This window comes from Flavobacterium nackdongense (assembly GCF_004355225.1).
GTDB classification, from domain to species: Bacteria; Bacteroidota; Bacteroidia; order Flavobacteriales; family Flavobacteriaceae; genus Flavobacterium; species Flavobacterium nackdongense.
This window is the reverse complement of the sequence record NZ_CP037933.1, coordinates 108,632-133,370: the sequence shown is the minus strand read 5'-3', so window position 1 is coordinate 133,370 and position 24,739 is coordinate 108,632. Positions and strand designations below refer to the sequence as shown.

The 24,739-nt window shown below is 35.8% G+C and carries 20 protein-coding genes, 2 tRNA genes and 1 rRNA gene; 5 read left to right on the top strand and 18 right to left on the bottom strand.

Going from position 1 to position 24,739, the window contains the following annotated elements:
* Nucleotides 1-242 precede the first annotated feature (242 nt).
* The 4 genes from E1750_RS00565 to E1750_RS00550 all read right to left on the bottom strand — a co-directional run bounded on the left by E1750_RS00565 (nt 243) and on the right by E1750_RS00550 (nt 3,648).
* A tRNA-Ala gene (locus E1750_RS00565) sits at nt 243-319 on the bottom strand.
* Between the two features lie 90 nt (nt 320-409).
* Nucleotides 410-483, bottom strand: a tRNA-Ile gene (locus tag E1750_RS00560).
* Nucleotides 484-715: 232 nt separating this feature from the next.
* Nucleotides 716-2,227: ribosomal RNA gene (locus E1750_RS00555) — 16S ribosomal RNA — on the bottom strand.
* Between the two features lie 719 nt (nt 2,228-2,946).
* Nucleotides 2,947-3,648: a DUF4294 domain-containing protein gene (locus tag E1750_RS00550; RefSeq protein ID WP_317126131.1), complete on the bottom strand. Its 702-nt coding sequence runs from the start codon at nt 3,646-3,648 to the stop codon at nt 2,947-2,949.
* A gap of 60 nt (nt 3,649-3,708) precedes the next feature.
* Between E1750_RS00550 and E1750_RS00545 the strand changes: the two genes are divergently transcribed.
* Nucleotides 3,709-4,797: a M42 family metallopeptidase gene (locus tag E1750_RS00545; RefSeq protein WP_133274882.1), complete on the top strand. Its 1,089-nt coding sequence runs from the start codon at nt 3,709-3,711 to the stop codon at nt 4,795-4,797.
* 148 nt (nt 4,798-4,945) lie between these two features.
* Here E1750_RS00545 and E1750_RS00540 read toward each other — a convergent pair whose 3' ends face one another.
* Nucleotides 4,946-5,923 (bottom strand): ABC transporter ATP-binding protein, encoded by a 978-nt coding sequence (locus tag E1750_RS00540; protein ID WP_133274881.1) that lies wholly within the window; start codon nt 5,921-5,923, stop codon nt 4,946-4,948.
* Between the two features lie 324 nt (nt 5,924-6,247).
* Nucleotides 6,248-7,234, bottom strand: coding sequence for a hypothetical protein (locus tag E1750_RS00535; RefSeq protein WP_133274880.1), 987 nt, complete (start codon nt 7,232-7,234; stop codon nt 6,248-6,250).
* 276 nt (nt 7,235-7,510) lie between these two features.
* On the opposite strand from E1750_RS00535, the gene E1750_RS00530 reads away from it, so the two are divergent.
* Nucleotides 7,511-7,963: a DUF1801 domain-containing protein gene (locus E1750_RS00530; protein WP_133274879.1), complete on the top strand. Its 453-nt coding sequence runs from the start codon at nt 7,511-7,513 to the stop codon at nt 7,961-7,963.
* A 192-nt stretch (nt 7,964-8,155) separates the two neighbouring features.
* On the opposite strand, the gene E1750_RS00525 is transcribed toward E1750_RS00530, so the two are convergent.
* From E1750_RS00525 to E1750_RS00505, 5 genes are all read right to left on the bottom strand, one after another.
* Complete coding sequence (locus tag E1750_RS00525; RefSeq protein WP_133274878.1) at nt 8,156-10,003, bottom strand: CocE/NonD family hydrolase; 1,848 nt, start codon at nt 10,001-10,003, stop codon at nt 8,156-8,158.
* Between the two features lie 64 nt (nt 10,004-10,067).
* Nucleotides 10,068-12,104, bottom strand: a complete 2,037-nt coding sequence (locus tag E1750_RS00520; RefSeq protein WP_133274877.1) for a protein-disulfide reductase DsbD family protein — start codon at nt 12,102-12,104, stop codon at nt 10,068-10,070.
* A complete protein-coding gene (gene tilS, locus E1750_RS00515) occupies nt 12,104-13,414 on the bottom strand; it encodes a tRNA lysidine(34) synthetase TilS (RefSeq protein WP_133274876.1) in 1,311 nt (436 codons plus the stop codon). Before tilS ends, E1750_RS00520 begins: the two co-directional genes overlap by 1 nt.
* Before the next feature lie 634 nt (nt 13,415-14,048).
* Entirely contained in the window at nt 14,049-14,522 is a 474-nt protein-coding gene (locus tag E1750_RS00510) for a hypothetical protein (RefSeq protein WP_133274875.1), read from the bottom strand.
* 82 nt (nt 14,523-14,604) lie between these two features.
* Entirely contained in the window at nt 14,605-15,318 is a 714-nt protein-coding gene (locus E1750_RS00505; protein ID WP_133274874.1) for an MBL fold metallo-hydrolase, read from the bottom strand.
* Nucleotides 15,319-15,644: 326 nt separating this feature from the next.
* Here E1750_RS00505 and E1750_RS00500 point away from each other — a divergent pair, with 326 nt between their 5' ends.
* On the top strand, nt 15,645-16,529 hold the full coding sequence (locus E1750_RS00500; RefSeq protein ID WP_133274873.1) for an IS982 family transposase: 885 nt from the start codon (nt 15,645-15,647) through the stop codon (nt 16,527-16,529).
* Between the two features lie 171 nt (nt 16,530-16,700).
* On the opposite strand, the gene E1750_RS00495 is transcribed toward E1750_RS00500, so the two are convergent.
* The 3 genes from E1750_RS00495 to E1750_RS00485 all read right to left on the bottom strand — a co-directional run bounded on the left by E1750_RS00495 (nt 16,701) and on the right by E1750_RS00485 (nt 19,287).
* A complete protein-coding gene (locus tag E1750_RS00495) occupies nt 16,701-17,258 on the bottom strand; it encodes an RNA polymerase sigma factor (RefSeq protein WP_133274872.1) in 558 nt (185 codons plus the stop codon).
* 225 nt (nt 17,259-17,483) lie between these two features.
* Nucleotides 17,484-17,945 carry a Crp/Fnr family transcriptional regulator gene (locus E1750_RS00490; protein ID WP_227873931.1) on the bottom strand — a complete coding sequence of 154 codons (462 nt, stop codon included), beginning with the start codon at nt 17,943-17,945 and terminating at the stop codon, nt 17,484-17,486.
* 55 nt (nt 17,946-18,000) lie between these two features.
* On the bottom strand, nt 18,001-19,287 hold the full coding sequence (locus E1750_RS00485) for an anthranilate synthase component I family protein (RefSeq protein WP_133274870.1): 1,287 nt from the start codon (nt 19,285-19,287) through the stop codon (nt 18,001-18,003).
* Nucleotides 19,288-19,382: 95 nt separating this feature from the next.
* Here E1750_RS00485 and E1750_RS00480 point away from each other — a divergent pair, with 95 nt between their 5' ends.
* On the top strand, nt 19,383-19,757 hold the full coding sequence (locus E1750_RS00480) for a DoxX family protein (RefSeq protein WP_133274869.1): 375 nt from the start codon (nt 19,383-19,385) through the stop codon (nt 19,755-19,757).
* 60 nt (nt 19,758-19,817) lie between these two features.
* Here the strand turns inward: E1750_RS00480 and lpdA are convergent, their stop codons facing one another.
* The 4 genes from lpdA to E1750_RS00460 form a co-directional block, all read right to left on the bottom strand.
* The gene (gene lpdA / locus E1750_RS00475) at nt 19,818-21,221 is read right to left on the bottom strand and encodes a dihydrolipoyl dehydrogenase (protein WP_133274868.1); all 1,404 of its coding nucleotides are present in this window, start codon (nt 21,219-21,221) and stop codon (nt 19,818-19,820) included.
* Nucleotides 21,222-21,391: 170 nt separating this feature from the next.
* Complete coding sequence (locus E1750_RS00470) at nt 21,392-22,210, bottom strand: SDR family oxidoreductase (RefSeq protein ID WP_133274867.1); 819 nt, start codon at nt 22,208-22,210, stop codon at nt 21,392-21,394.
* A gap of 44 nt (nt 22,211-22,254) precedes the next feature.
* Nucleotides 22,255-22,701 carry a hypothetical protein gene (locus E1750_RS00465; RefSeq protein ID WP_133274866.1) on the bottom strand — a complete coding sequence of 149 codons (447 nt, stop codon included), beginning with the start codon at nt 22,699-22,701 and terminating at the stop codon, nt 22,255-22,257.
* 112 nt (nt 22,702-22,813) lie between these two features.
* The gene (locus E1750_RS00460) at nt 22,814-23,269 is read right to left on the bottom strand and encodes an Lrp/AsnC family transcriptional regulator (RefSeq protein ID WP_133274865.1); all 456 of its coding nucleotides are present in this window, start codon (nt 23,267-23,269) and stop codon (nt 22,814-22,816) included.
* 173 nt (nt 23,270-23,442) lie between these two features.
* Between E1750_RS00460 and E1750_RS00455 the strand changes: the two genes are divergently transcribed.
* Nucleotides 23,443-24,663, top strand: coding sequence for an aminotransferase class I/II-fold pyridoxal phosphate-dependent enzyme (locus tag E1750_RS00455; RefSeq protein WP_133278045.1), 1,221 nt, complete (start codon nt 23,443-23,445; stop codon nt 24,661-24,663).
* Nucleotides 24,664-24,739: the final 76 nt, after the last annotated feature.

Below are 24,739 nucleotides of genomic sequence, written 5' to 3'. Positions count from 1 at the left end.
TGTTTGAGCCGTTGCATTGCAACGTCTCTACAAAATGCTTTCTACTTTTTAAATATTTTTATCTCAATATGTCAATGAACTTTAAGCCCCCTCCAGCTCCCCCGAAGGGGGAGAGCCGATTGCTCTTTGTTCCTCCCCTTTGGGGAGGTTAGGAGGGGCTTTTGTGGAGAATAACGGAGTCGAACCGTTGACCTTCCCGATGAAAATCGGGACGCTCCAGCACCATCCTGCTGAATCTTCTTTGGTGGAGAATAACGGAGTCGAACCGTTGACCTCCTGCGTGCAAGGCAGGCGCTCTAGCCAGCTGAGCTAATCCCCCAATTTTTTTAAATTCCAAATTTTTAAATTCCAAATTCCAAAAAAATAAGGATTTCAACCTCTAGAATTTCCTCTTTTTAAGTGAAAATAGTAGTCCCGGGCAGACTCGAACTGCCGACCCCTACATTATCAGTGTAGTACTCTAACCAGCTGAGCTACGAGACTCTGTTTTACTTAAATTGCAAAGCCGTTGCAGCGCAACGTCTCTACCTGTATTATTTGAACTAACAGCGAGAGTAATTGAATCTTTCGATTCTTTCCAAAATAATCTTCGTCTTCTTTCCTAAAAGTGCTTTTTTATTGTATAGTGTATTGTTGTATATCGTATAATGATTTGACTCTTTATACTTTTTTACAATATACATTATACATTTTTTTGCTAACATTTAGGCTCTAGAAAGGAGGTGTTCCAGCCGCACCTTCCGGTACGGCTACCTTGTTACGACTTAGCCCTAGTTACCAGTTTTACCCTAGGCAGCTCCTTGCGGTCACCGACTTCAGGCACCCCCAGCTTCCATGGCTTGACGGGCGGTGTGTACAAGGCCCGGGAACGTATTCACCGGATCATGGCTGATATCCGATTACTAGCGATTCCAGCTTCACGGAGTCGAGTTGCAGACTCCGATCCGAACTGTGACCGGTTTTATAGATTCGCTCCTACTCACGTAGTGGCTGCTCTCTGTACCGGCCATTGTAGCACGTGTGTAGCCCAAGGCGTAAGGGCCGTGATGATTTGACGTCATCCCCACCTTCCTCTCAGTTTGCACTGGCAGTCTCGTTAGAGTTCCCGACTTCACTCGCTGGCAACTAACAACAGGGGTTGCGCTCGTTATAGGACTTAACCTGACACCTCACGGCACGAGCTGACGACAACCATGCAGCACCTTGTAAATTGTCTTGCGAAAGTTCTGTTTCCAAAACGGTCAATCTACATTTAAGCCTTGGTAAGGTTCCTCGCGTATCATCGAATTAAACCACATGCTCCACCGCTTGTGCGGGCCCCCGTCAATTCCTTTGAGTTTCATTCTTGCGAACGTACTCCCCAGGTGGGATACTTATCACTTTCGCTTAGCCACTGAAGTTGCCCCCAACAGCTAGTATCCATCGTTTACGGCGTGGACTACCAGGGTATCTAATCCTGTTCGCTACCCACGCTTTCGTCCATCAGCGTCAATCCATTAGTAGTAACCTGCCTTCGCAATTGGTATTCCATGTAATCTCTAAGCATTTCACCGCTACACTACATATTCTAGTTACTTCCTAATAATTCAAGTCCTACAGTATCAATGGCCGTTTCCCCGTTGAGCGGGGAGATTTCACCACTGACTTATAAGACCGCCTACGGACCCTTTAAACCCAATGATTCCGGATAACGCTTGGATCCTCCGTATTACCGCGGCTGCTGGCACGGAGTTAGCCGATCCTTATTCTCACAGTACCGTCAAGACATTACACGTAATGTTGTTTCTTCCTGTGCAAAAGCAGTTTACAATCCATAGGACCGTCATCCTGCACGCGGCATGGCTGGATCAGGCTTGCGCCCATTGTCCAATATTCCTCACTGCTGCCTCCCGTAGGAGTCTGGTCCGTGTCTCAGTACCAGTGTGGGGGATCTCCCTCTCAGGACCCCTACCCATCGTAGCCTTGGTATGCCGTTACCATACCAACTAGCTAATGGGACGCATGCTCATCTTTTGCCGTTGTGACTTTAATGTGAAAATGATGCCATTCTCACATACTATGAGGTATTAATCCAAATTTCTCTGGGCTATCCCTCTGCAAAAGGTAGATTGCATACGCGTTACGCACCCGTGCGCCGGTCTCTAGTATTGCTACTATACCCCTCGACTTGCATGTGTTAAGCCTGCCGCTAGCGTTCATCCTGAGCCAGGATCAAACTCTTCATCGTATATTGTTTGCTCAATTGCTCAAGCTATTTATTATTCGACTCAAATTCTAGTGGTTTTTTAAATCTTCCGATTCTCTTACTCTCTTTATTATTGTTTTAATTCATTCGAGTCGTTGCTGTGCAACGTCTCTACAAACCAAAACGGCTGTCAATTCAATATGTCTAAGAACTTTCGTTTTTTATTACTATCGCCATTCTCTCGTTTAGCGGGTGCAAAAGTACAACTTCTTTTTATTCTGGCAAGAAAAAATTAATTTATTTTTCAAATAAAATTTTAACAATCAAAATTTATTTTGCGGAGGGCTAAGATATAGAATCTTTAAAATCCACACAACTTTTTTTGCTATTTTTTTTCGAGTTTTTAAAAGAACGTCTGCTTGAATGCGGGTGCAAAAGTAGTCTAAATATTGATTTACACAAGCGTTTTTTTGAAGTTTTTTGAAAGTATTTTTTAAATCGCTGAAATCCCGTGGGTTGAAATAGAAACTTTTTTTAGCTTTGTTCCCTTCCTAGATAAAAATAGGATGAAATTCCAATAAAATCATTGATTCTTGATTACTATAAAGACTGTTGTTATTGATTATCTCTTGGTATTTGTGAGGAATTGCTTCGCCAGTTCGCTCCGCTCGTGTGCAGTGGAAATACTCTTGCGCCGGGGTTCGGCACTAGAAATTGTAACGTATAGCCCGACCCGCCGCAGCGGGGAACGCCCAAAAAATCTATTTGCTTGATTTTATAGCTCTGTTTATCCAAAAATCGGTTAGGTCGTCGTAATCTACTGGTTTTGCTGGTGGTTGACTGATTAGTCTGCGTGATTCGAAGGCTCGCACTAGAATGGTTTCTATTAAATAATCTTCGTTGACCTCATAGGGCTGATATTGCGCTTTCAGATTTAGATCAAACATTTTGGCCGTGGTGCTTGACCAAAAAGCTGTCCATCCGCTTTTTAGGGTTTTTACTAGATCGTAGGTCGTGATTCCGGTTTGACGATGAATTAACTTGATAAGAATTTGACCTTGTTTACGCGAAAGCTTTTTGAGTTGCGCCTCGAACTCATTGTTTAGGTAATCTTCGACTATTTTGAAATATTTTTTCTTTTCTTTATTTGTTTTTAGACTAGCCATACCCCTATTGAGGGCGGTCAATCGTTCCGATGCTAGTTTTGCATAGGGATAGGTGCGGTAAACTCTATTTTTGAGGAGTTCAAATTGTTTTTTAGATTCTACGTCTATTTTGCCTTTGTAGAGCACAATCTCTTCTAATTGGATGGTGTCTTTGAAAATAGTATCATTATCTCTTATATAAAATCCATCGCTGATCGTATCTTTTGGGGTTACTTGAGCCGTGGCCGAGATAGAAATAAAAAGGAAAAACAAGAAAAAAGTGGTAATCTTCATGACAGTAATTAATATATGTGACAAAATTATACATTTATATACAACTGTAATGCCATTTTTTTAATTTAGCCAAAAAATATTTTTATGAGTTCAAAATCGATATTAAAAAAGACATCTCTTACATTTTTAGAAAATTATTTGAATAATGCATCTCCAACGGGCTACGAAAGTTCCGGACAAAAATTATGGATGGATTATTTAAAACCTTATGTTGACACCTTTATTACAGACACGTATGGTACTGCAGTAGGAATTATCAATCCAGAAGCTCCCTATAAGGTAGTCATTGAAGGTCACGCCGATGAAATTTCGTGGTATGTGAATTATATTACTGATGACGGGTTGATTTACGTAATAAGAAATGGTGGTTCCGATCATCAAATTGCACCTTCGAAACGGGTTAACATTCATACCAAAAAAGGTATTGTGAAAGGTGTTTTTGGTTGGCCGGCGATTCATACGCGTAATCGCAGTAAGGAGGAAGCTCCTAAAATCGACAATTTATTCATTGATATAGGTTGTTCTAAAAAAGAGGAAGTTGATGCTTTGGGCGTTCATGTAGGTTGTGTGATTACCTATCCCGATGAATTTATGATTTTGAACGAAAACAAGTTTGTTTGTCGTGCGATTGATAATCGAATGGGAGGATTTATGATTGCCGAAGTAGCTCGTTTACTCCACGAAAATAAAATAAAACTTCCTTTCGGGTTGTATATTACCAATTCGGTTCAGGAAGAAGTCGGACTTCGTGGTGCCGAAATGATTACCAAAACCATCAAACCCAACGTTGCCATTATCACCGATGTTTGCCATGACTCGACTACACCGATGATTGATAAGAAAATAGAAGGTGAAACTAAAATTGGAAAAGGTCCCGTTATTACTTATGCTCCAGCGGTTCAGAATAATTTGAGGGAACTTATATTGGATACAGCAGAGGAGAAAAAAATTCCTTTCCAAAGATTGGCTTCATCAAGAGTAACTGGAACCGATACCGATGCCTTTGCTTACAGTAACGGCGGAGTGGCTTCGGCGCTAATTTCCTTGCCCTTGCGTTATATGCATACCACGGTTGAAATGGTGCATCGTGACGATGTAGAAAATGTGATACAATTGATTTATGAAACTTTATTGAAAATGGAAAACGAGGAAACGTTTTCTTATTTTAAATAGAAAAATAGCATTCTATACTTTCAAAATCCTTTCCTTTTGCAATTCTAAAGGAAGGGATTTTTTCATTTGGAGCTTGGTCAGAATTTGACACTGCTTTCTAACTTTTTTTAGTTTAAATGAATAATGCTAAAGGTAGGGTTTTCATACTCTATATAAGGCTTTGATGGGGCTTTGATAGTGCTTTGATGGGGTGTAAAGAAACTTCTTGATTCAAATCTAACTCTGAATGGTGCTCGAAGAAAATAGCTTTACGGTCGAAAGCGGCTTTAATCAAATAGTGATTTCCTTTGAAATAGCATTGCTTTACAATGGCTTTCATTTTTCCTTCCTCGACCACTTTTAGTTGATGTGGGTACAATAAAAGGGTTGCGTCAGCACTTTCGATATCAGTAAAATGAGACTGTTTTAATTCGTTGATTTCACCAAACAGGGAAGCGACATAATAATTTGGTGGATTTTCATAGAGTTCTCTTGATTTTCCTTTGGCTACTAATTTACCGTTTTGCAACACCATCGTTTCATCTGAAAAAGACAAGGTTTCGGCGCTATCGTGCGTCGCGATGATGCAGGTGATTTGTTTCTTTTTGAAATAATTGAATAAATTCCGACGCAAGGAATTTTTTCTAAAAGAATCGATTTGACTAAAAGGCTCGTCCAGCAAAAGAATTTCGGGTTCTACTGCCAAAACTCTTGCCAAAGCGACTCTTTGTTGTTGACCCCCACTCAAATATTTTGCTTTTACTTTGGCAAACTGAGTCATTTCGACCATTTCTAAGAGTTCCTCAACTCTTGCTTTTTTCTCCTCTTTATAGATATTAGACAAAAACTTTCCTACATTTTCTTCGACAGTAATGTAGGGCATCAAATCAAAATCTTGCGCCAAATATTTGATATAATCTTCGCCGGGAATTAAATTGTATTTTGGACCGAGAATTGCTTTTCCATCATAAAATATATCGCCCTGATCGAGATTATACATCCCGTACAAAAGTTTCAACAAGGTGCTTTTACCACAACCGCTTTCACCAATGAGAGCCACATTTTGGCCTTTGACAATGTCGAAGCTGACATTTTCGATAACAGGATTTTCGATATAAGTGAAGGAAATATTTTTTAATTGAAGCATTTTATAATTTTATTGCTGCAAATTTACAATGTTTATTGCAATGAATTCAGTGGTATTTTAATGAATTTGTTGCTATTTTTTGCCCATCTTGGGTGTTCAATCTATGTCAAAACTAAATTAAGAATTATTATTTCTTCTTGACGGTATATTTTGATGCTTTGATTTGGTCGATTAGAAATTAAAATAAAAGGCTACTACATTTCTTAAATATTAAACATAAAAAAAGCATCATTATTGAGTTATAATGGTGCTTTCTGAGTAAATTCTATCTTTACTTCCCCTTGTCGCAAATTATTTAAAGTTGGATTAGATTCAAATTTTAGACTATTTATTGATGATATCAAAGTTTAATGCTTGGGTTTCATTCGAAATGTTGTTCCCGGTGATGGCATTATCTTCCGCGATCAGTTGGTCGGGCGTTTTTTCCTTTTTTGGTAAAAGTATTGGCTCAACATAAACATACCCCCCTGAAATACTATTGATTAGTTCGAAATCTAATATCAGTGTTTCATTTGAAATGTTGTTCTCGGTGACAGCATTATCTTCAGCGATTAGTTGATCGGCTGTTTTTTCTTTTTTTGGAATATTTACCGGCTCAACTTCTTCATATTTATCTGAAATAGAATTGATTAAGTCGAAATTTAACGCCAGTGTTTCATTTGAAATGTTGTTCTCGGTGATGGCATTATCTTCAGCAATTAGTTGATTGGCTGTTTTTTCTTTTTTCGGAATATTCACAGGCTCAACTTCTTCATATTTATCTGAAATAGAATTGATTAAGTCGAAATTTAACGCCAGTGTTTCATTTGAAATGTTGTTTCCTGTCATTGCATTATCTTCACCAATTAGCAGGTCGGCTGTTTTTTCACTTTTAAAACTATTTAGCGGCTCAACTTCTTCATAATCATCTGAAATACTATTGATTAGGTCAAAATCTAACGTCAGTGTTTCATTTGAAATGTTGTTTTCTGTGATTGCATTATCTTCTGCGATTAGCAGGTCGGTAGTTTTTACAACTGTTTTAGTAGCAACTGCCTCAACTGGTTCAACTACGCAATTTGCTTTATCCGATTCAATATTTGACAACTGCCGTAGGGAGCTGTATTTTTTACTATAACCGATTTGTTTAGCTTCTTTAGTTAAATTAGTTACCGCAGTGGTTGAAGCCATTGTCTGAGCACTCTTGCTAGATGCAATTTCTTTTTTTGATTCCTGCGAAGTTACAACTCCACTCCTATAATCAACATTAATATTGTCTAAATTAGTTAATACTACTAATGCAATTCCTGTGTAAATGATTAAATTTTTCATAATAGTTATTTTTTTAAAGTTATTTTTTGTGTTTATCAAAATCATATAATAATATCCTATGCAAATATATATCTAAAAGACAGTATCTTGTTTTGCATAGTACTACAATTTAACAATATTTTAACATATACAGCGCCGAACTTCAAAAAAATAGCAGCTGTAAACCACTAGAATATAACATTTTAAAAAACACACTACAATTTTGGTATTCTAAAAAAAAGCCCGAACTATAGCCAAGAAAACAGATAAATTATATCTTTACTAAAAAATATAATTATGATTTCTACAGCCAAAACCGTCGAAATGTACCTAAACGAACTTCCTGAAGATAGAAAGGAGCCTTTTTTGAAACTTAGAACTTGCATTTTGAATTCTCTTCCGCAAGGTTTCCAAGAAGAGATCAGTTACGGAATGTTAGGGTATGTGGTTCCCCATAGCCTCTATCCAAATGGGTATCATTGCAATCCGAAACTGCCGCTACCTTTTTTGAGTATTGCATCACAAAAGAATTTTGTTGCCATCTATCACATGGGATTATATACCGATCCGGAACTTATGCACTGGTTCATTACCGAATTCGCTAAAAATAGCAAGCACAAATTAGATATGGGCAAAAGTTGTATCCGCTTCAAGAAATTAGACCAAATTCCTTTTGACTTAATCGCTGAACTTGCAGCAAAAATGTCTGTGACTGACTGGATCAATTGCTATGAACTGAGCAAAATCTAAATTGGCCGCAGAAAAGAGACTATTTTTTATTCACTATTATTTTTAAGACCTAAGTTATCGGTCAAGCGAATCCAATGTCCTATATACCTCTTCTTATATAGTTTTTCTTGCGTGAGAATGGCAGATGTTCGCTATTCCCGTACCAAAATTAACTTTGATAAAATGATTTCCATATAGAAATGAAAATTTCAATTATTTCAACACTTTAATTTCGATTTCTGAATCGTTATAAACACGATGGATTTGATTTTTGAAATCTTCGGGTTTCGCGTAAAAAATATTATCTACAAAAGTCTGTGGATTTATATCAATCAATGGAAACCAAGTGCTTTGAATTTGAATCTGCAATTTGTGGCCTTTTTTGAACGTGTGAAAAACGTCTTGCAACTTAATATTCACCGCTGTTTTTTGATTTGGAACAAAGGGTTCTGGCTTTGAAAAACTATTACGAAAACGTCCGCGCATCACTTCACTCCTAACCATCAGGTGGTAATTACTCATTTTTAAATTAGGCTGTACATATTTTGTTTCTGGTTCATCATTGGGGAAAACATCGATTATTTTTACGATCCAATCCGCATCGGTACCTGTCGTTGAAACTTGTAATTTAGCTAGAATATCGCCAGCCAATGTAACATTATCATTTAATACTTCGGTTTCAAAAACCAATACGTCGGGACGTCTTGCAGCAAAACGCTGATCGTCGGTCATATATTTTCTGGGTGTTAGCCCTTGTTGTTTGACATCTTCAGAATAAGGTACTGGTTTCTTTGGGTCGCTACTAAATTCTTCAAAACCTGTATCATTATTTTTTCTTGACAAATTCTCATTTCCTTGTAGGTAAAAAACTTGCGTTTCTGCATTTTTTGGAGGCCAAGCATCATAGGTTTTCCATTCTTTATTTCCTGTATCAAAAACATAAGCTTCAGGAAGTTTATTCTCCCCTTTTCCATTTCCTTTCAAGAAATGTCGGAAAAAATTAGCTTCGATATTTTTTTGATAAAAACCAGAGATACTGTCTCCAAAATTGATATTCCCAATCACTTGTTTTTCGGAATTTCTTGCCCAGTCACCGTGACTCCAAGGCCCCATAACGAGGGTATTGTAGTTTTTGCTGTTTTTTTCTACAGTGGCGTACGTGTTTAAAGGACCGTATAAATCTTCCGCATCGAACCAGCCTCCTACAAACATTACAGCGGGTTTTATATTCTTCATGTGTTGCAGAATTCCCCGTTTTTGCCAAAATTCATCATAACTAGAATGTTCTTTTAGCTGTTGCCAAAATTCATTACTCTTATCATAATATTTGTCTAAATTCACCAAAGGCCCGACATTTAAAAAAAATTGATAATCATCATTGCTTCCGATATTGGGAAATTGAAACCAATCCTCGGTGGTTCGTTTACTTTTTTGTGGTCCAAATAAAGGCGTAACTTTCCAATAACTCAACAGATACGCACCATTATGATGAAAATCATCAAAAAAGAAATCACTTATTGCGGCTTGTGGCGAAACGGCTTTCAATGCAGGATGGTTGCTCAATAAAGAATAGGATGCATAAAATCCGGGGTACGAAATACCCCAAATTCCAACATTACCGTTGTTGTTGTTCACATTTTTTACCAACCAATCGATGGTGTCATAGGTATCAGAGGCTTCGTCGACATCCTTATTGTTTTTTTTATTTGGTAGGAACGGACGCATATTATCATACAAACCATCGCTCATATAGCGTCCGCGAACATCCTGATACACCACAATATACCCTTCCTTCATCATTGTTTCGCTAGGACTGATGCTTCTTTTAAATTTATCCTCACCATAAGGCGCGCAATCGTAAGGTGTCCTTTGCATCAGTATCGGATACTTTTTTGAAGTATCTTTTGGAGTATAAATTGAAGTAAACAATTCGATACCATCACGCATTTTGATATGAACTTCTTTCTTGGAGTAATTTTCTGCAACATAATTTGTTGTTTTTTCCTGTGCCAACGCAAAGACACCAAAAAACAAAAGCGTAATCAGAAATGATTTTTTCATAAATGGAGGGTTGTAATTATTTTGCAATAATAGGAATAACAAACTATTAAAGTCTTGTTTGAATTTATTTTTTGAACTGAGAAATACCTGTTTTCAACCAAGTTTCATATTCTTCAACACTTACATAACTAATGGTGGGCGTAGATTGATTCAAATTGTTTCCTTCTAAATCAGTCAAAACGTACAGTGGCTGAGTATTCGTTTTGTATTTTGAAATCATAAAATCGGTCCACTTATCACCTATTGTTTCTATTTCGGAGCCCGTAGTTTTAGAAATAAAGTGTTCATTTTGGGGTAATTCACGTTTGTCGTCAACGTATAATGAAATTAAAACGATATCATTTTTCAAAATAGATAAAACACTTTCATCCGACCAAACATTATTTTCCATTTTTCTACAGTTAACACAGGCAAAACCGGTAAAATCTAGCATTATAGGTTTATTTACTGTTTTGGCATACGCCAATCCTTTCTCATAATCATCGAAAACTACAATTTGATGGGGGCCTAATTTAGCTCCCTCTGGTAAAACTGTGGCTGCAGGATTATTTCCTGAACTGCCAAATCCTAGTGGACTTTCGCTATATTCCATTGGTGGTGGAAAAGCATTAATTAATTTCAGTGGTGCTCCCCAAAGTCCGGGAATCATATAAATCGTGAAGGATAAAACCACTAAGCCCAAAGACAATCTTCCCACTGAAATATGTGACATTGGACTATCGTGAGGCAATGAAATTTTTCCGAATAAATACAGTGCCAATGTTCCAAAAATTGCAATCCAAATTGCCAAGAATACTTCTCTTTCTAACAAATGCAATTGCAAAACCAAATCGGCATTGGATAAAAATTTAAAAGCCAAAGCCAATTCTAGAAATCCTAAAACCACTTTGACCGTGTTGAGCCATCCGCCCGATTTGGGCAATGAATGCAACCAACCTGGAAACATTGCGAACAGCATGAAGGGTAAGGCAAGTGCCAACGAAAATCCAAACATTCCAATTACCGGAGCAATTCCTCCCTTGGAAGCTGCTTCGACTAATAGCGTTCCAACGATAGGCCCAGTACAAGAAAAGGAAACGATGGCTAATGCTAGCGCCATGAATAAAATCCCAATCATCCCTCCTCTATCGGCTTGGCTATCGACTTTATTCGCCCAAGAATTGGGTAGCATAATTTCGAATGCACCCAAAAATGAAACCGCAAAAACAACTAATAAAAGGAAGAAAATAAGATTGAACCAGACATTGGTCGATAAAGCATTCAAAGCATCGGCACCAAAAATCCAAGTCACAATCAATCCTAAAATAACATAAATCAAGATTATGGCAATTCCATAAATGATCGCGTTTTTAATCCCTTGTGCTCTCGTTTTACTTTGTTTTGTAAAAAAACTTACCGTCATTGGAATCATTGGAAAAACACAAGGCGTCAGTAGTGCGGCAAAACCAGATAAAAAAGCAATCAAGAAAATTGACCAAAGTCCTTTTTGTGATTCCGGTTGATTACCAGAAGAAATCGGCTGTTCCGGCTTGGCAACCATCGAATTACTGGGACCCAAACTGGGCTCTAAAGAAGCTTCTTTTATTGTATCATTCTCGGCGGTAGTTTTGGTTATTGGATCCGAAGAAACAACTGGCGAAGAGGAACTAGCAGTTGAGTGCACTACAAAACTGAATTTTTTCTCTATATTAATGCACGATTGTTTGCAAACCTGATAATTGAATTCAACTTCTATCGTCTTGGTATTGGAGTTTATTAAAGTAATTTCCTGTTGTATTTGCGCATTTTTGACAAAAAAAGTTTCATTTACTTCAAAAACGTCATTGTAAGCGGTAGTGGTTTTTCCCTCTTTGGCTTTGCCAATCAAATTGTAATTCCCTTTTTGATTTTTGAAAGTGATTTCCAATGGCAACGGTCCTCCATCAGGAGTAAACTGAGAGTACATATGCCATTCGTTTTCGATAATACCGTTAAACGTCAGTATATAATTGGTTTCAGATTTCTTTTCAATTTTTGTGGTCCATTTTACGGGATCTAGTATTTGAGCGTTGCCTAAAACGAATGCGAGTAAAGCAAAAAATGTAACACTAATTTTTCTCATTATTTCAATTGTATTTTAAGTATATTTTTGGTTGTATTTTTAATTTTAAAACGCTCATCTTGACGCTTTCCTACGATCCACACAATTTGATTGTCAGAACACAAAATCCACGTATTTTCTTTTTCAATCAAGGATAATTTTTCATCTTTGAAAAATTTACTCACTTTTTTAGATTTCCCATCCATTCCCAGGGGCTGAAAAACATCACCCTCTTTCCAACGACGTAAGACCAATGGATACCATATCTTATCTTCATCGACAAAAATAGCGGTATTTTGTAACAAACTTATCACAGATTCCTTGCTAAATGATAACTTTAAGGGAATTTTAATTTCTTTTTGATTTTTATTAATAAAATAAACATCTTCATCGTCACCTGAAGGAATCGGACTCAAAATGAGAAAATCTCTGTTTTTCAACAACCTAAATTCCTCCGAAAAAACTTGCTTACCCGATTGGGCATCAACCAAATCGTAAATATCTTCCCAAGCCGAAAAACCAAAACCGTTGAACCAATGGTACAAATAGGATTTATAATTGGGTAACTTCCTCAACTGATTCAAATCAAAGTAAACGTCGGTTCCTTTTTCCTTTGCAACTTCTTGGTACACCAAAAACGAAGCGTCATCGACCATAGCTTTAGCTTCTTGCAAATAGGTTTGTGTTTTCTGAAAAGAAGTAAGAAAATCGGGATTCAAATCCTTCAAAATGGGAGCCAAATTATGTCTGATTTTATTCCGCAAGTATTTATCAGAAGCATTGCTGCTATCTTCGCGCCATTCAATTGTATTATCGTTAGCATATTGTTCAATTTCCGATCTGGAAAATGCTAATAATGGCCGAATCACTTTGTCATTTTTCGGCGGAATTCCAGTCAACCCATCCAAACCCGTTCCACGAATCAGATGGATAAGAACGGTTTCTAAATTATCATCTGCGTGATGCGCAGTTAGAATGTAGTCGTAATTTTCTGTTTGCAATAACTCGTAAAACCAACTATAACGCAATTCACGCGCAGCCACTTGAGTCGAAAGTTTATAATCATTGGCGAAAGCCTCGGTGTCAAACTGAGTCAAAAATAATGTAACATCATTAGCTTCTGCATAATTTTGAACAAAATTTTGGTCCCCAAAACTTTCTAAGCCACGAAGTTGAAAATTGCAATGCGCGATTGCTATTTCGAAAGACAAATTCCGAAATAAATCGACCATTACCATACTATCTAGACCACCACTGGTAGCCAAAAGCAGTTTTTTTCCAATTAAAAAAGGGAAATTTTGAGCGAGATGATTTTGGAGAGCATTTTTCATTGGTCAAAAATAAAGATATAATATCAAAAAATGATAAGAACCCACTTTTATACTCAATTTAGAATTATAAAAAAGTAAATATTGCAAAAATTTCGGCAATGTTTTAGGTTTTAGCAATCATTCTTCGTATTCCTTTTCTGGAATGCAAAGCGAAGTTTCACCTGCACTTATCACAAAACTATATATATTTCGGAACTTCATTTATAAAAAACTATTCGTCCATGATCTTGATTATAATGATAAAGTTTATTTCTATTTATTTTTGTTTGGCAAAATTAAAAAATGTGCTTGAAGACAAAGTCAATTTCAAGCACATCATTTAATACAAGTTTTTCTAATTTTTAGTTTGCAATTTTTCTTAATGCTTTATTGAGATTGTATCCCAAGCTCATCGTGACACAAACCGGACAAATACCGAAGCGAAAGAAAAATAGAACGAACTTTTTATGAAAAGGCAAGTTTTTTGGTACCATAGGACAACTTTTTCCGTCGCCTTCAAATTCTTTAATCCCCCAAATATTAATTGACTCTTTCATCTTGATTGCTAATTGTTATCCGAAAAAGTAGTAGGTACAAATTGCCATCATAGTAAAAGACACAATTGTAAGAATCATTTTTGTTTTCTTTTTCATAATTATTGAATTAAAAGGGAATTAATAGTTGCTGTCATTACCTCATCAGATTCTGCAATACTCAACTGTTTTACTTGTTTGTGCGTTTTAGGATTTATAAAAGTGACAATACCCGACACATCTTGTGTTTGTTTTTTGTCGCTTGTTAATCCACAGGCTTTAAGCATTTTTCCCATTCCTTTTCTAGGAATTGTAGAAACAGCAACATAGGCATTGGCTTTTTCTAATTCTTTTTTAGAAACTTCTTTTGTCGCTTCATTGGTAAGGTCATTCAAGTAAATGTTAACCCCTTTTGCTGCATACGGCATAATATTCGCCCCAAATCTTGCCGCATTTGCCTTACATACAGCACACCAATTTGCTCTGTTTACTACTGCAATCAATTTTGGATTTTCCAAATGTGGAATCGTTTGGGCAATACTTCCAAAACTTGTTCCTACTACTAAAGCTACCATAAATACTCTTAATTTTTTCATTGTTTAATTATTTAAATTGTTTTTATACTAGTTAATACCCATACCTTCATTTTATCACCCAATTGGAAATAAAAAAAGCGAACTATTTGAAATTAGTTCGCTTTTCTGTGACTATGGTTTGCTGTATATTGTTCATTAGACTCACGAATTGCTCTAATTCCCCATTATCAAACAAAACCGGTCCGTGACCAAAACAAAGAATTTTTGGTTTTAAGTCAACTATTCTTTTTATAGATTCCATGTTCATTTTTTTATCTGTAGTAAATAAATTTGGTGGTTGATTAAGTCCAACTGCAGTGGTCACTAAATTCATATTTACAAGAGCATCCCCCACAATTAAAACTTTATCCCGTTCTCTAAAAAAAGAAATATGTCCTTTAGAATGCCCGGGAGTATTAACAACAGTGAAACTTCCAACAGCGTCACCCTCTTTAAGTACTTGGGATACTTTATGGCCTTTACCTGCCCAATAATTCTGTTGAAACTTTGCTATCAAACCATTGCTATTCGGGTATTCATAAATAACTTTTCCTGATTCTGCATTCTCCTTTTCAAGTTCAGATGTCCAAAGAGGAATGTTTAAAGTCTTGCAAATAAAATCACTGCTGCCTTGATGGTCAGCATGAGCATGAGTCAGCACATGTTTGGTTATTTCAATGTTTTTAATTGCGTTTAAAATTTTGTTTCCCGAGCTTCTAATACCTGAATCTATTAGGATATCGTCAATTACATAACAATTGATACTATTTCTCGGCATTAGTGGTATTTGAAATACATTTTCTGCAATTTTTTTCATTTTTTTTTGTTATATGATTCGTACTATTTTAAATAAGGATTGAATTGTGTGTGAAATAACTTTAACTAGTTAATACCAATACACCTCATTTAATCACCCAATTACAACTAAAAAAAGCGAACTATTTGAAATTAGTTCGCTTTCTTAAATTCTTAGTTTAACCCGTTGGGTGTAATTCAATTTAATTTTTTTTAAACACATAGAATCATAGTTTTTTATTAATTTTAACCCGTTGGGTGTAATTATTTGAAGTAAAATAAATTGAATAAATATTGGTCAAGATACTGAAATTCAGTATCTTGAAGTCGCCAAACAAACCAATATTTATGTCAAATATAGTAAAAAAATATTTAAGAGTTTTAGAAGTTATAAGTTCTTTAAATTGTGAATTAGAATTTAAGTCTGGCGTCGGAAGAAAACAAAAAATGTCTGATTTAGAGATAGTTGCATTGAGTTTAACTGCGGAATTTATGTCAATTGACAGTGAAAATTCTTTATTTAAAGAGATAAATAAACAACAAATTCCTAACTTAATTGACCGAAGTCAGTTCAATAAAAGAAGGAGAAAATTATTTTTCTTTTTAGAGGAAGTTAGAGTAAAACTTGCTTCTCATTTTTTAGAATTTGAAAATTATTTTATTGTTGATAGTATGCCATTGGAGATATGCAAATTTGCTCGTCATAACAGAATTAAAATCTGTAAAAAAGATTTTGAAACTGCTCCGTCTAAAGGATTTTGTGCCTCACAAAACAATTGGTTTTATGGTTATAAACTTCACGGTGTTTGTTCAATAAATGGTGTTTTTCATTCATTAGATATTACAAAAGCTGAAGTTCACGATGTCAATTTTTTAAAAAATATAAAAGAACAAATGTCTGATTGTGTGGTTCTTGGCGATAGAGGATATTTATCTGAATCAATTCAGTTAGATTTATTTCAAACAGTAAATATCAAATTGGAAACGCCAAAAAGAACAAATCAAAAAGACTATACGCCTCAACCTTATGTCTTTAGAAAATCAAGAAAAAGAATTGAAACATTATTTTCACAATTGTGTGACCAGTTCAAAATTAGAAACAATTATGCTAAATCTTTTGAAGGATTTAAAACACGGATTTTAGCAAAAATAACGGCATTAACATTGGTTCAATTCATCAATAAATTTATTTTTGATAGACCAATAAATAATATTAAGAATCAAACAATTTAATTACACCCAACGGGTTAATTTTATTAAGACGCTTCGCTTGATTTTAGTAAATCATAGCTATGTGAACCCAAGAACTGGGCTATCCAACTCTTTTTTCTATGATTCTATGCGTTTCAATTTTACTATTTCTAAAAATTTAATAATTTCACCCAACGAGTTTAGTTTAGGTATTTAGTTTAGGTTTTCAACTCCTTTTCTAGCCTGCTCTAAACACTTGTATTTTTGGTTTTGTGCATTGTGTTTGTTGGTGTAGCCAAACTCTTTGGTGATGCTATCGATATCCTTATCATCATAAAAAATAGCTCTCAAAAGTACGATACACTTATTGGTTACAGCCTTAAATAGAGAAACAACTTTGTTGGAATTCGCTTGATGGATTTCCTCTTCGGCTTCTTCGTAGTCAATTAAGTACTTCTCATAAATCCCAACTTCTGATTTGACCATTTTATTACAATCTCTTAATCGCTTTAACCAAAGATTGCTGCTTATAGCGAAGATGAATGTTTTTAAAGAAGAAGTTAAATTGAAGTCATCTTTAGGTACTTTTTCTAATAAAACGATAATTGTTTCTTGAAAAATATCTTTGGCATCATCCTCATTGCCATTATTTTTTAAAATAAAGTTCCTAACCGATGGATAATAAAACTTGTACAAGATTTCATAAGCCTTATTGTCTTTCAATTTTAAGCCTTTAAATGTTTCCATATCGGTTTGATTGGTTAAGTCCATATTTGTTTTTATTAAAGATTGCTACTGAGAATTGCCCCTAATACCGTTAAGGGCAGTAAAGGCTGATTTTGATAGATGGTATCTATTTGCCTCTGTAAACACTGGGGCCTTATTTTGTATATTCATTTTCTTAACGCATTAAAAAATTATCGAAATTGATAATGCAAAAATGAACCCTTTTGAGAAGATGTGCATTGATGTAGGTTAAGAAATGAATTGGGGATATTACTTTGCTTTGGTTTGCTCTTTTCTAACTCTGCTTAAAGCTTCTGGAGTTATTCCTAAATAAGAGGCTATCATTTTTTGTGGCACTCTTTGAACAATATTTGGGTATATTTTTACAAAATGCTCATAACGTTCAATAGCAGAAGCACTCATCAACATAATGACCCTTTTTTGTAAGACAAAGACACGATTGACCACAGTATTAATGTCAACTTGTTTTTTTCTTTCTTCTTTCTCTATAACAGTAACTGTGGACTCTTCTAACGCATCAATAAACAACTCACACGGATCGGTTACTTCGCAAAGGTCTGCAATAGTCCAACCTTCATTTGCAAAGGCAAAAATGTGTTCCTTCCCTTTTTGATCAATAGTATAGCTCCTCAATAAACCGGCTTCAACACTGAAAACTTTTGTATTTAGCTCCCCAGCGTGTTGAAGTATTTGTCCCTTTTTTACTATCATTACCCCCATCGTTCTTTTTTTGACGCATATTCAAATTTAGTAAATTCAAATGAATTTAACCTAAAACTTCGTGCATTGCTTTTGCTTTGAGCAAGCATTCTTCGTATTCTTTTTCTGGAATGGAAAGCGAAGTTATAGCACTACCGACCGAAAACGAGGCGTATTTTTTTTCTTGATTGTACAAAATACTGCGAATGACCACATTGAAATCGAAATTGCCATCTGGCGTAAAATAACCAACGGCTCCGCTATACAAGCCTCGTTTGGTTTCTTCCAATTCTTCTATGATTTTGAGTACGGAAACCTTGGGAGTACCCGTCATACTTCCCATAGGAAAAGTGGTTTTGAGAACATCAACGGCGGTGTATGAACTGTCTAGTTTTGAAATGACAGTCGAAATCATTTGGTGTACTTGCTCGAAAGAATAAATACCGCATAATTCCTCCACTGCTACCGAACCTTTTTGAGCAGTACGGGACATATCATTGCGAACCAAATCCGTAACCATTATGTTTTCGGCGCGTTCCTTTGGGTCAGAAGCTAATGAATATTTAGATTTTTCGTCCTCGATTGGGTCTCTAAAACGTTTGGCTGTTCCTTTGATGGGTTGAGAAATAATCAAATCTCCTTCTTTTTTTATATAGCGTTCTGGCGAAGCACAAAGCAAAAATTGTTTGTTATTTTTTAAAAAAACTGCTTGCGGAGATTTAGAAATAGCATTTAGTTTGAAATATTTTTCTAATGGATTAATTTCTGCATTCTCGGCAAAAAACTCCATACAAAAATTAGCCTCGTAAATATCCCCACGATGAATGTGTTCTAGCAAATTAGAGACTTTATCCAGATAATTTTCTTTTGAAATGCGTTGAATAATAGTTGTTGGGTGCTGGGTGTTGGGTGTTGGGTGTTGCGTTTCAATAATAGCAATCAGGTCTTCTTCGACTTCATCATCGCATATATTGAGATATTGAATTTCGAGTTGGTTCCCTTTTAACGCAACTAATTTCTTAGGTTGAAAGAAAAACAAATCTGGAAAATCCAAGCCATCAAAATTATTGGAATGTAAAACCTCAACATCGTTTTTCAAATCATACGATAAATACCCAAAAATCCAATCTTTGGTTACTTGTTGGTATTGTTTTAAATCTTCAAAAGCGTTATGATAATCGGTTTTTATAGAGGTAAAAGCATCTACGGCAAGTATGCAATCGTAACTGGAATGTTTTTGGGGATAATCGTTACTATCCAAAAAAACAACTTCCCTAAATTGTTGTGCCCAAGTCAATAGTTGCTGCTTGAATTGGGTTGGATTCGCTATTTGTTTTATAATGGAAGTTCTCAAAGAATTGAAATGTTTTTAAAATTCAAAATTACAATAAATTTTAATGAAATTTTTCGTTACATTTATACTATTATTAACCTTTAAAACAGCATATTATGAAAATTGCAACCATTATTATTCGAACATTAATTGGTCTTTTACTTCTTTTTGCTTCTATTGGCTTCTTTTTAAAACTAATGCCTGAACCAACAACTACGGGTGATTTCAAAGCTTTTCAAATCGGTCTTGTTGCCTCAACGTATTTAATGCCGCTGGCAAAATCAATCGAATTACTTTGCGGATTATCATTTGTTACTGGGAAATACGTAACCTTGGCAAACATCTTGATTCTACCTATAACGGTTAACATTTTATTCATAAATTTCTTTTTGACTCCAGAAGGAATTCCAATTGCGCTATTTATGTTTATTGGAAACATATTTTTAATTTATAGACATTGGGATAATTACAAAAGTTTATTCGCAGCATAAAAAACAAACCCGACAAGTTTCAAAACTTGTCGGGTTTGCATATTGTTTTGAGGTATCGTACTAAACGTGCAACGCTCTATTATCAGTAGCTGCCAATGCCGCTTCTTTTATAGCTTCCGCAAATGTTGGATGGGCGTGACTCATTCTTGAAATATCTTCCGCAGATGCTTTGAATTCCATTGCGGTAACCGCTTCTGCAATCAAATCGGCACAACGAGCACCAATCATATGAACTCCCAAAACTTCATCGGTTTTGGCGTCGGCAAGAATTTTCACAAATCCGTCCAAGTCTCCGCCAGCTCTCGCTCTTCCTAATGCTTTGAAAGGAAAACTTCCTGATTTGAATTCCACTCCAGAGGCTTTCAATTGCTCTTCGGTTTGCCCCACAGCAGCTACTTCTGGCCAAGTATAAACTACTCCGGGAATTAAATTATAATTGATGTGTGGTTTTTGACCTGCCAAGATTTCGGCAATCATTGTTCCTTCTTCTTCGGCTTTGTGAGCCAACATTGCGCCACGAACTACATCGCCAATTGCATAAATATTTGGAATATTCGTTTGCAAATGGTCGTTTACTTCCACCATTCCTCTGTCTGAAATTTTTACTCCAGCTTTATCGGCATTCAACCCATCAGTGTATGGACGACGGCCTACTGATACCAAAGAATAATCGCCTTCGAGGGTGATAGTTTCTCCTTTTGCATTTTCTGCTTGAACCGTAACATTGTCTCCTTTTCTTTCAACCGATTTTACTTTGTGGGAAACGTAGAATTTCATTCCTTGTTTTTTCAAGACTTTGGTCAATTCTTTTGACAAAGCAGCATCCATTCCTGGAATAATTCGGTCCATAAATTCTACTACCGAAACTTGTGCTCCCAATCGCAAATACACTTGACCCAATTCAATTCCGATAACACCACCACCAATGATGACAAGGTGTTTTGGCACTTCTTTCAATTTCAAGGCTTCGGTTGAAGTGATGATTCTTTCTTTATCGATTTTGATAAACGGCAACGACGAGGGTTTAGAACCTGTCGCAATAATGATATTTTTAGCTTCTACAGTTTCTGAAGTGCCATCTGCTTTGGTAACGGCTACGTGAGTGGCATCTACAAAAGACCCCAATCCTTCCAGAACCGTGATGTTGTTTTTATCCATAAGGAACTTTACGCCACCAGATGTTTGGTCAACGACTGCCTGTTTTCGAGCAATCATTTTCTCTAAATTCACTTTCACTTCGCCAGAAACTTCTATTCCGTGATCGGCAAAATGAGCAATCTCACTGTAATGATGCGATGATGCCAACAATGCTTTGGATGGAATACAACCGACATTGAGGCAAGTTCCTCCAAGTGTCGAATATTTTTCGATAATAGCGGTCTTGAAACCTAGTTGTGCACAACGAATAGCCGAAACATATCCGCCTGGACCAGAACCTATAATGACTACGTCAAATGAACTCATAGTGTTTTTGTTTTTTTGAGCCACAAAAGTAAGGAAATAAGTTTGGTATAAAAGCTACTTTTGAAGGAATTTTGTTAGAAATAATGTTAAAAAAAAGTGATATTCAAATAGGAAGAAAATCCTAAGCGAAGCCATAAAATGAGGATTAAACTTAAAAATTAAGAAGCTAACTAACCTAATTTACCGAAGTCTTCAAAACTAATATCCCAAGTTTTTGGATGGTCGTTTCCTCTCCAACTCACTTCGGTTCCACCATCGATTACAATATATTGCCCAATAATGAATTTTGAATCGTCTATCAATAAAAACTTCACCAAAGGAGCAATGTTTTCGGGTTTTGGCAAAGTTCCAATGGGTTTAGGTAATTTATTTATGCCCTCAGCTTTTCGTGGATCCTTCATATCGTGTTCAATCAAAGGTGTCAAAACTACGCCGGGCGCAATTAAATTCATTGAGATGCCACTACCAGCCCATTCTTCTTTAAATGCATTTTGTCGTACCCACTTGGTAATCGCAGTCTTACTTACTTGATAGGTCCAAAATGGATTTTCTTTGATTAATTTATATGCTTTTTCTTCATCAAAATCAACTAAAGCATCCACTACATCATTCGGTATTCCGGGAGTTATGACCACTGAATTCGAGGCATTGATTACTATTCTTCCGCTAAGAGATTTTTTCAAATAGGGTTGCAATGCTTTCAACATTGTAATAATTCCAAAATAATTCAACCCAAAAACAAGTGGTGCATTTTCGCCACCAACTCCGGCATTTGCGAAAACTCCATCGATTTGCCCATCCGTTAGTCTCACTATTTCTTTTACAGCATAGGCAACACCCTCTGCTGACGATAAATCTGCCTGAATCTCGGCATCGTCCGTATTTGTAACGCCAATTACCTTAACTCCATTTTTTTCAAGTAATAAACGAGTAGCATAGCCCATACCGGATTGCGAACCTGTAATAACAACTGTTTTTTTTGTTTCCATTATGTTTCTATTTAAATTTAGTACTACTGAATATTTTATCGGAATCAATTATTAGAATACAAACTTTTTTTGGTTTCGTAATCGACTAAGGTCGCTACCATTCCCGATACTAGCCCGGTAATTATCGAAGCTAATGTGTGAGAAACTTCAATTGCTCCAACAAATTTTTGAAGTAGTAAAGCAAAAATAGTAACCAAACCAAACGCATAAATACAATGTTTCAAAGCCTTAAAAAAATACCCAGGAAAATAAGCTGGTTTATTTTCCATTTTAGTGGTCAAAAAGGCGATTGAAGTAACAAAGAAACACAAAGAAACAGCGAGAGGAACAGCTTTCGAAAATACGGTTGGAATTTCTGAGGAAATACTATCTTGAGTCAAAAAAATACTAGGATAATTTTCTCGCATTGCAAACCAATATCGCGTAGAGTTAATTATTGAATTGATCAATCCAGCTATAATAGAACCAATGACAATGCGTTGTTGAGTCATAAAGCAATTTTTCAAATTATTAATTTTGGATACCTTATTTTGAAACCTTAAAATAAAAGTAGCAAAAAATAATTAGAAAAATATAAAATTTTTATCCACTTCAAAAAGAATATTACTCTAAAACATTGGTGTTTTTCACTTCACTTATCATAAAAGTGCTTTGGGTGCTGCCAATATGCTGCAAACTGGTTAATTTAGTTACTAGAAATTCCCGATAGGCTTGCATATCTTTAACCAATACTTTTAAAATATAATCATAATCGCCGCTCACGTGATGACATTCTAAAACTTCATTGAGCTGCACCACCTCATTTTCGAAACGGGTGAGGAATTCTTTGGTGTGTTGCACTAATTTTAAATGACAAAAAACAACAAATCCTTTATCTATTTTCGATTTGTTTACCAAGGCAACATATTTCGTAATTACGCCCTCTCTTTCCAATTTTTTAATCCGTTCATAAACGGCAGTTACCGATAAGTCTAATTTTAAGGACAGTTCCTTGGTTGTTTTTTTACAATCATTTTGCAACAGAAAAAGCAATTTTTTGTCAATGGTATCTAAAGCCATAAAAAAGGAATTAAAATTTTGAAATAAAATCTATAAAAATATCATTTCAATAGTAAAATTAGAAAAATAAATTAAATAAATAATAATTATTAGTTTTTAAATCTGAATTATTAGAATACTATTGACATTTTGACTATAAAAATAGAATTTTGATTACTAATTTAATTTTAGAAATTATGAAATTCAATCCAGCAGATGACATTCAAGATTTACAGTACTTTGGAGAATTTGGAGGTGTAAATCCATCAATTTCAGACAGTTCAACCTATACATTTTTGTCAGCCAAAACAATGTTCGATACTTTTGAAGGCAATGCCGATGGTTGTTATTTGTATTCAAGACATTCCTCTCCAAGTAATTTGTATTTAGGTCAGGCCTTGGCCGCAATGGAAGGAACCGAAGCCGCCAATGTTGCCGCTTCCGGAATGGGAGCCATCACTCCTACTCTTCTGCAACTCTGCGGTTCTGGTGATCATATCGTTTCGAGCCGCACTATTTATGGTGGAACTTATGCCTTTTTGAAGAATTTTGCTCCAAAACTTGGCATCAAAACCACTTTTGTTGACATTACTAAAATGGACAAAGTTGAGGCTGCAATTACCCCTGATACCAAAGTTTTATATTGCGAAACGGTCAGTAATCCTTTGCTAGAAATCGCTGATATCGCAAGTTTATCTAAAATTGCCAAAAAACACAATATAAAATTGGTTGTCGATAATACTTTTTCGCCTTTATCCGTTTCTCCTGCCAAATTGGGAGCCGATATTGTAATCCACAGTTTGACTAAATACATCAATGGAAGCAGCGATACTGTAGGTGGCGTAACTTGTGCCTCGAGAGAATTTATCGATAGTTTAAAAAATGTAAATAATGGTGCTAATATGCTTTTGGGACCAACAATGGATAGTTTGCGTTCTGCGAGCATAATGAAAAATCTAAGGACTTTACACATCCGAATGAAGCAACACAGCCATAATGCACTGTATCTAGCGGAACATTTTGAAAAAGACGGTTTGAAAGTGGTGTATCCCGGTTTGAAAAGCCATTCCGGTCATCATTTGTATAAAAGTATGATCAACCCAGAATATGGTTTTGGCGGTATGATGACGTTGGATGTTGGCAGTTTAGACAAAGCCAATGAATTAATGGAGTTGATGCAAAGCCAAAAACTAGGTTATTTGGCGGTGAGTTTAGGATTTTACAAAACCTTATTTAGTGCTCCGGGCACATCCACATCGAGCGAAATTCCTATCGAAGAACAAGAAGCAATGGGATTGACCGATGGATTGATACGCTTCTCGATTGGTTTAGATAATGATATCGAACGAACCTATCAAATGATGAAAGACTGTATGGTGGAGTTGGGAGTTTTACAAATGGAAGCAGTCATCTAATAAAACTTTGCTTCGCTGCTATCTACGTTCATTTCGATTACAATCAAAAAAACACATAAAAGTTCTAAATTTTATG